This is a genomic window from Pseudoduganella sp. GW821-FHT12E03 (genome assembly GCF_058807115.1).
The window spans coordinates 583,607-589,851 of the sequence record NZ_JBXAQJ010000002.1 but is presented as its reverse complement, the minus strand read 5'-3'; the positions used below and the strand labels follow the sequence as shown (position 1 = coordinate 589,851).

At 62.5% G+C, this 6,245-nt stretch carries 6 protein-coding genes and 1 tRNA gene; 3 read left to right on the top strand and 4 right to left on the bottom strand.

The annotated features are described in order from the left end of the window. Positions 1-77 (bottom strand) — tRNA-Val (locus tag AC1RRC_RS06355). Positions 78-183: 106 nt separating this feature from the next. On the opposite strand from AC1RRC_RS06355, the gene AC1RRC_RS06350 reads away from it, so the two are divergent. Further along, the gene (locus AC1RRC_RS06350) at positions 184-633 is read left to right on the top strand and encodes a cache domain-containing protein (protein ID WP_493054709.1); all 450 of its coding nucleotides are present in this window, start codon (positions 184-186) and stop codon (positions 631-633) included. Between the two features lie 21 nt (positions 634-654). Next, positions 655-1,560 carry a cation diffusion facilitator family transporter gene (locus AC1RRC_RS06345; RefSeq protein ID WP_493054416.1) on the top strand — a complete coding sequence of 302 codons (906 nt, stop codon included), beginning with the start codon at positions 655-657 and terminating at the stop codon, positions 1,558-1,560. Between the two features lie 61 nt (positions 1,561-1,621). On the opposite strand, the gene AC1RRC_RS06340 is transcribed toward AC1RRC_RS06345, so the two are convergent. The 3 genes from AC1RRC_RS06340 to AC1RRC_RS06330 all read right to left on the bottom strand — a co-directional run bounded on the left by AC1RRC_RS06340 (position 1,622) and on the right by AC1RRC_RS06330 (position 5,251). Further along, entirely contained in the window at positions 1,622-3,871 is a 2,250-nt protein-coding gene (locus tag AC1RRC_RS06340; protein WP_493054415.1) for a RelA/SpoT family protein, read from the bottom strand. A 126-nt stretch (positions 3,872-3,997) separates the two neighbouring features. Continuing rightward, complete coding sequence (locus AC1RRC_RS06335; RefSeq protein ID WP_493054414.1) at positions 3,998-4,351, bottom strand: RidA family protein; 354 nt, start codon at positions 4,349-4,351, stop codon at positions 3,998-4,000. A gap of 18 nt (positions 4,352-4,369) precedes the next feature. Further along, on the bottom strand, positions 4,370-5,251 hold the full coding sequence (locus tag AC1RRC_RS06330; RefSeq protein ID WP_493054413.1) for an alpha/beta fold hydrolase: 882 nt from the start codon (positions 5,249-5,251) through the stop codon (positions 4,370-4,372). A gap of 100 nt (positions 5,252-5,351) precedes the next feature. On the opposite strand from AC1RRC_RS06330, the gene AC1RRC_RS06325 reads away from it, so the two are divergent. Next, positions 5,352-6,146: a 3-hydroxybutyrate dehydrogenase gene (locus AC1RRC_RS06325; protein WP_493054412.1), complete on the top strand. Its 795-nt coding sequence runs from the start codon at positions 5,352-5,354 to the stop codon at positions 6,144-6,146. Positions 6,147-6,245: the final 99 nt, after the last annotated feature.

The following is a 6,245-nucleotide window of genomic DNA, read 5'->3' as shown; positions in this document are numbered from 1 at the left end:
TGGTGGGCGGTGCAGAATTCGAATCTGCGACCCCCTGGATGTCGACCAGGTATTCTAACCAGCTGAACTAACCGCCCGAGAGCCAGCATTATAGTGAGCGAAACCCCGGTCGACAAGGGCAGATTGTAAAAACATTGCTTAAACGTCGTATGTTATAGTCAGGAGCTATTCTCATTGAGCAACATGATGAAATACCTGATCCCCTTATTCACCGCGCTGCTGCTGACGTTTTCCGCCCGCGCGGCCGAACACGGCACGGCGGAAGAAGCGGTTGCACTGATCAACAAGACCGCCGCTTACCTGATCGACGAAGGTCCGGAGAAGACGTTCTTTGAAGTCAGCAATCCCAAAGGCCGCTTCATTTACCGCGACCTGTATGTCGTCATCTACGATATGCAGGGCAAGATCATGGCGCATGGCATGACGCCGCGCCTGGTCGGCCTGACCGCGCTGGAATACCGTGACGACGATGACAAGCAATTCGTGCGCGACATTATCGAACGCGCCGCCAAGGGCCAGCATGGGCCGGTCGACTATAAATGGGTCCATCCGCAATCGCAGCGGCTGCATGCCAAATCAGCCTACTTCCGCCAAGTGGGCTTGTACGTGATCACGTCCGGCATTTACAAGTAATGTACAAGTAGAAAGCCCGGCATGCCCAGCGCACCCGACTCCACCCACCTGCACGCCCACCTCGACGGCGATGCGCACTACCAGCACCAGTCGCGCCGGCGCAGCCTGGCCACCCTGGCCTGGGCGCTGGCGCTGACCCTGGGGTTTGCCGGCGTCGAAGCGGTGTCCGGTTTCTTTTCCGGTTCGCTGGCGCTGGTATCCGATGCCGGCCACATGGTGACCGACGCCGCCTCGCTGGCGCTGGCCCTGCTGGCGCAATGGATGACCCGGCGCCCGCCGTCCGAACGCTATTCCTTCGGTTATGGCCGGGCGGAAGCCCTGGCCGCCTTCGTCAACGGACTGGCCATGCTGCTGGTGGTGGCCTGGATCCTGACCGAAGCGGTGCACCGCCTGATGGAACCCCACGCGGTCCAGGGCGCCACCGTGATGGGCGTGGCTGCCGTGGGCTTGCTGATCAATGTGGCGGTGGCCTGGGTCCTGTCGCGCGACCAGGACAGCATGAATACCCGCGCCGCGCTGGTGCACGTGCTGGGCGATTTACTGGGCTCGGTGGCCGCGCTGGCCGCCGGCGCGATCATCTACTTTACCGGCTGGATGCGGGCCGACCCGCTCTTATCCGTGCTGGTGGCGCTGCTGATTTTAAAATCCACCTTCGCCATCCTGCGCGAGTCCTACCACCACCTGATGGAAGGCGTGCCGGACCAGCTCGATTACGCGGCGGTGGGCGCCGACCTGGAAATGATCAACGGCGTGGCCTCGGTGCATGATTTGCACGTGTGGGCCATGTCGCCCGGGCAGCCGGCGCTGATCGGCCACGTGCGCATTTGCGACATGGCGGCCTGGCCGCGCATCCTCGAGGAAGTCCGCGCCATGCTGCGGGACAAGCATGGCATCGACCACGTGACCTTGCAGCCGGAACCTGCCTGAACGTTACTTGCGCGTTGCTGGCCACCTGGCATGGCCTGGTATTGCGCCAGGCCCCCATTCCTCAGCCGCGGCGCGCCTCCTGCACGCCCGGCACTTCGGCAATCGCCGACAAGGCTTTCTGCAATTGCGCGGTGGAGCCGATTTCCGCGGTAAATGTCATGCGCGCCTGTCCCTTGGCGCTTTGCGTGTTGACGCCGATGACATTGAGCTTTTCACGCGAAAACACTTCCGAGATATCGCGCAACAAGCCCTGGCGGTCGCCCGCCAGCACGAAGATGCCGACCGGGTACACGGTCTCGGTCACGCGCCGCCCCCATTCGGTGACGATCACGCGTTCCGGCGCCTTGCTGCGCATTTCCGCAAAATTCTTACAGCTGACGCGGTGGATCGACACGCCTTTGCCACGCGTGACAAACCCGACGATCGGGTCCGGCGGCGCCGGCATGCAGCATTTTGCCAGCTGGGTCATCAAGCCATCGGTGCCCACCACCAGCACGCCCGATTTCGCGCCCTGGTCCACGCTGGAGGCGCGGCTCTTGCCAACGAAGACTTCGTCAAGCGGCTCGGCCGGTTCGCCGCTGTCGTGCAGCGCCTGTTCCACGTGGCGCAGGCTGAATTCCTCCTTGCCGACCGACAGGAACAATTCATCGACCTTGGCGAAGCCCAGCTTGGCGGCCAGCGCTTCCAGGTTGACAGCGGTTTTCCCCTCGCGCTGCAAACTCTTTTCCACCTGCGAGCGGCCATGCGACAGGGTTTCCTGCATGTCGATCGCATGGAACCAGGCGCGTACCTTGGAACGGGTGCGGTTGCTGGCCGTGTAGCCGGGGCTGAGCCAGTCGCGCGACGGCCCGGCCGTGCCCGGCGCGCCCTTGGCCGTGATGACTTCCACGGTTTGCCCGGTCTTGAGCTGGGTATTTAACGGCACCATGATGCCGTCCACCTTGGCGCCACGGCAGCGGTGGCCGACGTCGCTGTGCAAGTGGTAAGCGAAATCGATCGGGGTGGCGCCGACCGGCAATTCCAGCACGCGCGCCTGCGGTGTCAATACATAGATGCGGTCGTCGAGCGACGCGGACTTGAGCTTTTCCACCCACTCGCGCTGCACTTCTTCCTTTTCCACCACGTGTTCGGCCACGTCGGATTTCCAGGCCAGCAGTTGCCGCAGCCAGGCGATTTTTTCATCGTATTTCTGGCCCTGGAAATTCGAGCCGCCGGCTTCCTTGTAGCGCCAGTGCGCCGCCACGCCGTACTCGGCGAACTGGTGCATTTCCTGGGTGCGGATCTGCACTTCCAGCGGCCGGCCGTCATCGGCCGTCACCACCGTGTGCAGCGAGCGGTAGCCGTTTTGCTTAGGCCGCGAAATGTAGTCGTCGAATTCTTTCGGGATCGGGGTCCAGATATTGTGGACCACGCCCAGCACGGTATAGCACGTCTTGATATCCGGCACGATCACGCGGAAGGCGCGCACGTCATACAGTTCCGTGAAGTCGAGCTCCTTGCCGCGCATCTTGCTCCAGATGGAGTAAATGTGCTTCGGACGGCCAAATACTTCCGCCTGGATACCGGCCGCGGCCAGTTCCGACTGCAGGCGCCCGATCGAGGCCGACACGAAGCTTTCGCGCAGCATGCGCTTTTCTTCGAGCATCTTGGCGATGCGTTTATAGGTTTCCGGCTCGATGAAGCGGAACGCCAAATCTTCCAGCTCCCACTTCAATTGCCAGATGCCGAGGCGGTTCGCCAGCGGCGCATAGTAATCGAGCGTTTCGCGGCCATAGGCGCGCGTGACGTCGTCAAAGCGCTTGATGTCGGCAAAGTAGCGCAGCGACGTCAGGCACGACGCCAGCCGCACCAGCACCACGCGCATGTCGGTGGCCATGGCCAGCAGCATCTTGCGCAGGGTTTCCACCTGCGCCACCGCCTGCTGGGCCGCGTTCTTGCCGCGCCCGATGCCGCCCGTTGGCTGGTTTTGCGTCAGTTCGCGCATGCGCAGCAATTGCCGCACGCTGTTCACCAGCTCCGCCACGTGTTCGCCGAACATCGTCTCGATGCGTGGCGCCATGACCGGCTCGAGCAAGGTCAGCTCGAAGATCATGCCGGCAATGCGCGAATCGGCATCCGTATTCAAAAACGCCAGCGTACTGGCGACACCGACCGCGAAATCAACCGCAGGCTGGCCGCTGGCGCACACTTTGTCGCCATACAATGCGCTGGCCTGGTCGAGCGCCGCCAGCACACGCGCTCCTTCATCGGCGGACAAGCCTTGAACCAGCTGGTCCGACGTTGCGCTGTTCAGCGCGGCGATAGAAACCATGAAACCTCTTGCTTACTGTGTTGCTGCGGCCGTTCCGTCAGGTACGGGCCATTGCGTGCGCCTGCGCGCTGCATGCAATGGCGGCTTTGCCTTTGGCAAAACCGCCCTACGGGTCGTATTGCTGGATTACGCCTGGGCGGCGACCACCACCATTTCGACCAGCCATTTTGGATCGGCCAGTTTGGCTTCCACGGTGGCGCGCGGCGGCGTGGCGCCCTGCACCACCCATTCTTCCCACACCGCGTTCAGCGCAGGGAACAGCGCCAGGTCGGTGATGTAAATCTGCGTCATCAGGATGCGCGACTTGTCGCTGCCGGCTTCGGCCAGCAGTTTGTCGATACTGGCCAGCACTTCACGGGTCTGGCCCGTGATGTCGGCGTCCGGGTTACCTGCTGCAACCTGGCCGGCCAGGTACACGGTGCCGTTGTGGATGGCGGCTTCGGACAGGCGCTTGCCTACGTGCAGTCGTTGAATTTCCATTGCGATCTTTCTTTGCGTTTAAGAGTTGAGTAAAAACTTCCGTGCAATCGCGATCTGGTCGTCGTGCAGGAAGGTCGGAGCATGACCGACGTCCGGTATCTCCACCAGCGTGGCTTGTGGCCCGCGCTGTGTCATGTTTTCCGCGGTCGCGCGCGACAGCAGGTCGGATTGGGCGCCGCGCACCAGCAAGGTCGGGCAGCGGATCGCATCATAGGCGGCCCACAGCGCGGCCTGGTCGGCCTGCGCGGTTTCCACCGTGGTCGAGCGGAAGGGCTGCGCCAGGCCGAGGTCATAGTGGCGCGTCCAGCGGCCGTCGGCATCCTGGACCAGCACATCGGCCGCCAGCTTGTGCCACTCGGCATCGGTATGGTGGCCAAAGGTCAGGGAAATGTCGCGCACGAATTTGGCCGCCATCTCAAAGGTCGGGAAGCGCACGTCCTGGCCGATGTAATCGCCGATGCGCTGCAGCGCCGCGCCGTCGAGGGTCGGACCGATATCGTTGAGCACCAGCCGGCTGATCGGACTGTCCGGCAGCGACGCCAGGCCCATGCCGATCAGGCCGCCCATCGAGGTGCCGAACCAGTGCACGTCCTTGCGTCCGGTGTGCCCCGTCACCGCCGCGATCAACGTCACCATGTCCGCCACATATTGCGGCAGGCGGTACAGTTGCGGATTCAGCAGGCGGCCGGAACGGCCACGGCCCACCACGTCCGGGCACACCACGCGGTAGCGGTCCGCCAGCGCGCGCGCCAGGTTGTCGAAATCGTCCGAGACGCGCGTCACGCCGTGCACGCAAATGAGCACGGCCGGATTGTCGGCATCGCCCCATTCCTTGTACGCCATCTGGTGCAAGCCGCTTGGGGAGATGCATTGCACAGACTTTAATTTCGCTTCAAGCATGCCCATTCCTTTTTTTCAATGCGACATTTTACAGGGTTACACGTAAAATCCTATCGCAGTGTAGCTCAGGCCTTTCCCTACAGACAATATAAGGATACCCATGACTTCTTCGTTCCTCAAAGGCAAGACCGCACTGGTCACCGGCTCCACCTCCGGCATCGGACTGGGCATGGCGCGCTCGCTGGCCGCCGAAGGGGCCAACATCATTTTCAACGGCTTCGGCGACACCCATGAAATCGCCCAGTTGCAAACAGCGACGGCCAAGGAATTCGGGGTGCAAACCGCGTACCACAACGCCGACATGGCCAAGCCGCGGGAAATCGAATCGCTGTTCGCGTTTGCCGCCGACCGTTTTGGCGGCGTCGATATCCTGGTCAATAACGCCGGCATCCAGCACGTGGCCAACGTCGAGGATTTCCCGGTCGAGAAATGGGATTCGATCATTGCGATCAACCTGACGTCGGCCTTCCATACTTCGCGCCTGGCGCTGCCGCACATGCGCAAGAACAACTGGGGCCGCATCATCAACCTGGCGTCGGCGCACGGCCTGGTGGGTTCGGCCGGCAAGTCGGCCTATGTGGCGGCCAAGCACGGCCTGGTGGGCCTGACCAAGGTCACCGCGCTGGAAACCGCGCAAACCGGCGTGACTTGCAACGCGATTTGCCCCGGCTTCGTGCTGACGCCGCTGGTGCAAAAGCAAGTCGACACCCGTGCGCTGAAGGAAGGCTTGACCAACGAAGACGCCAAGAAAGCCCTGCTGGCGGACAAGCAGCCGTCCGGCGAATTCGTCACCCCCGAAGAACTGGGCGCGCTGGCGGTGTTCCTGTGCGGCGATGCCGCCAAGCAGGTGCGCGGCGTGGCGTGGAACATGGATGGAGGGTGGGTTGCACAGTAAGTATTAACCGCATTGTGGCTATCACTGATGGTGATAGCCACAATAGCTGGCCTGACCGCTTTGGCGGAAGATCGCTCCCATCAGTACCGAAATGTGGAT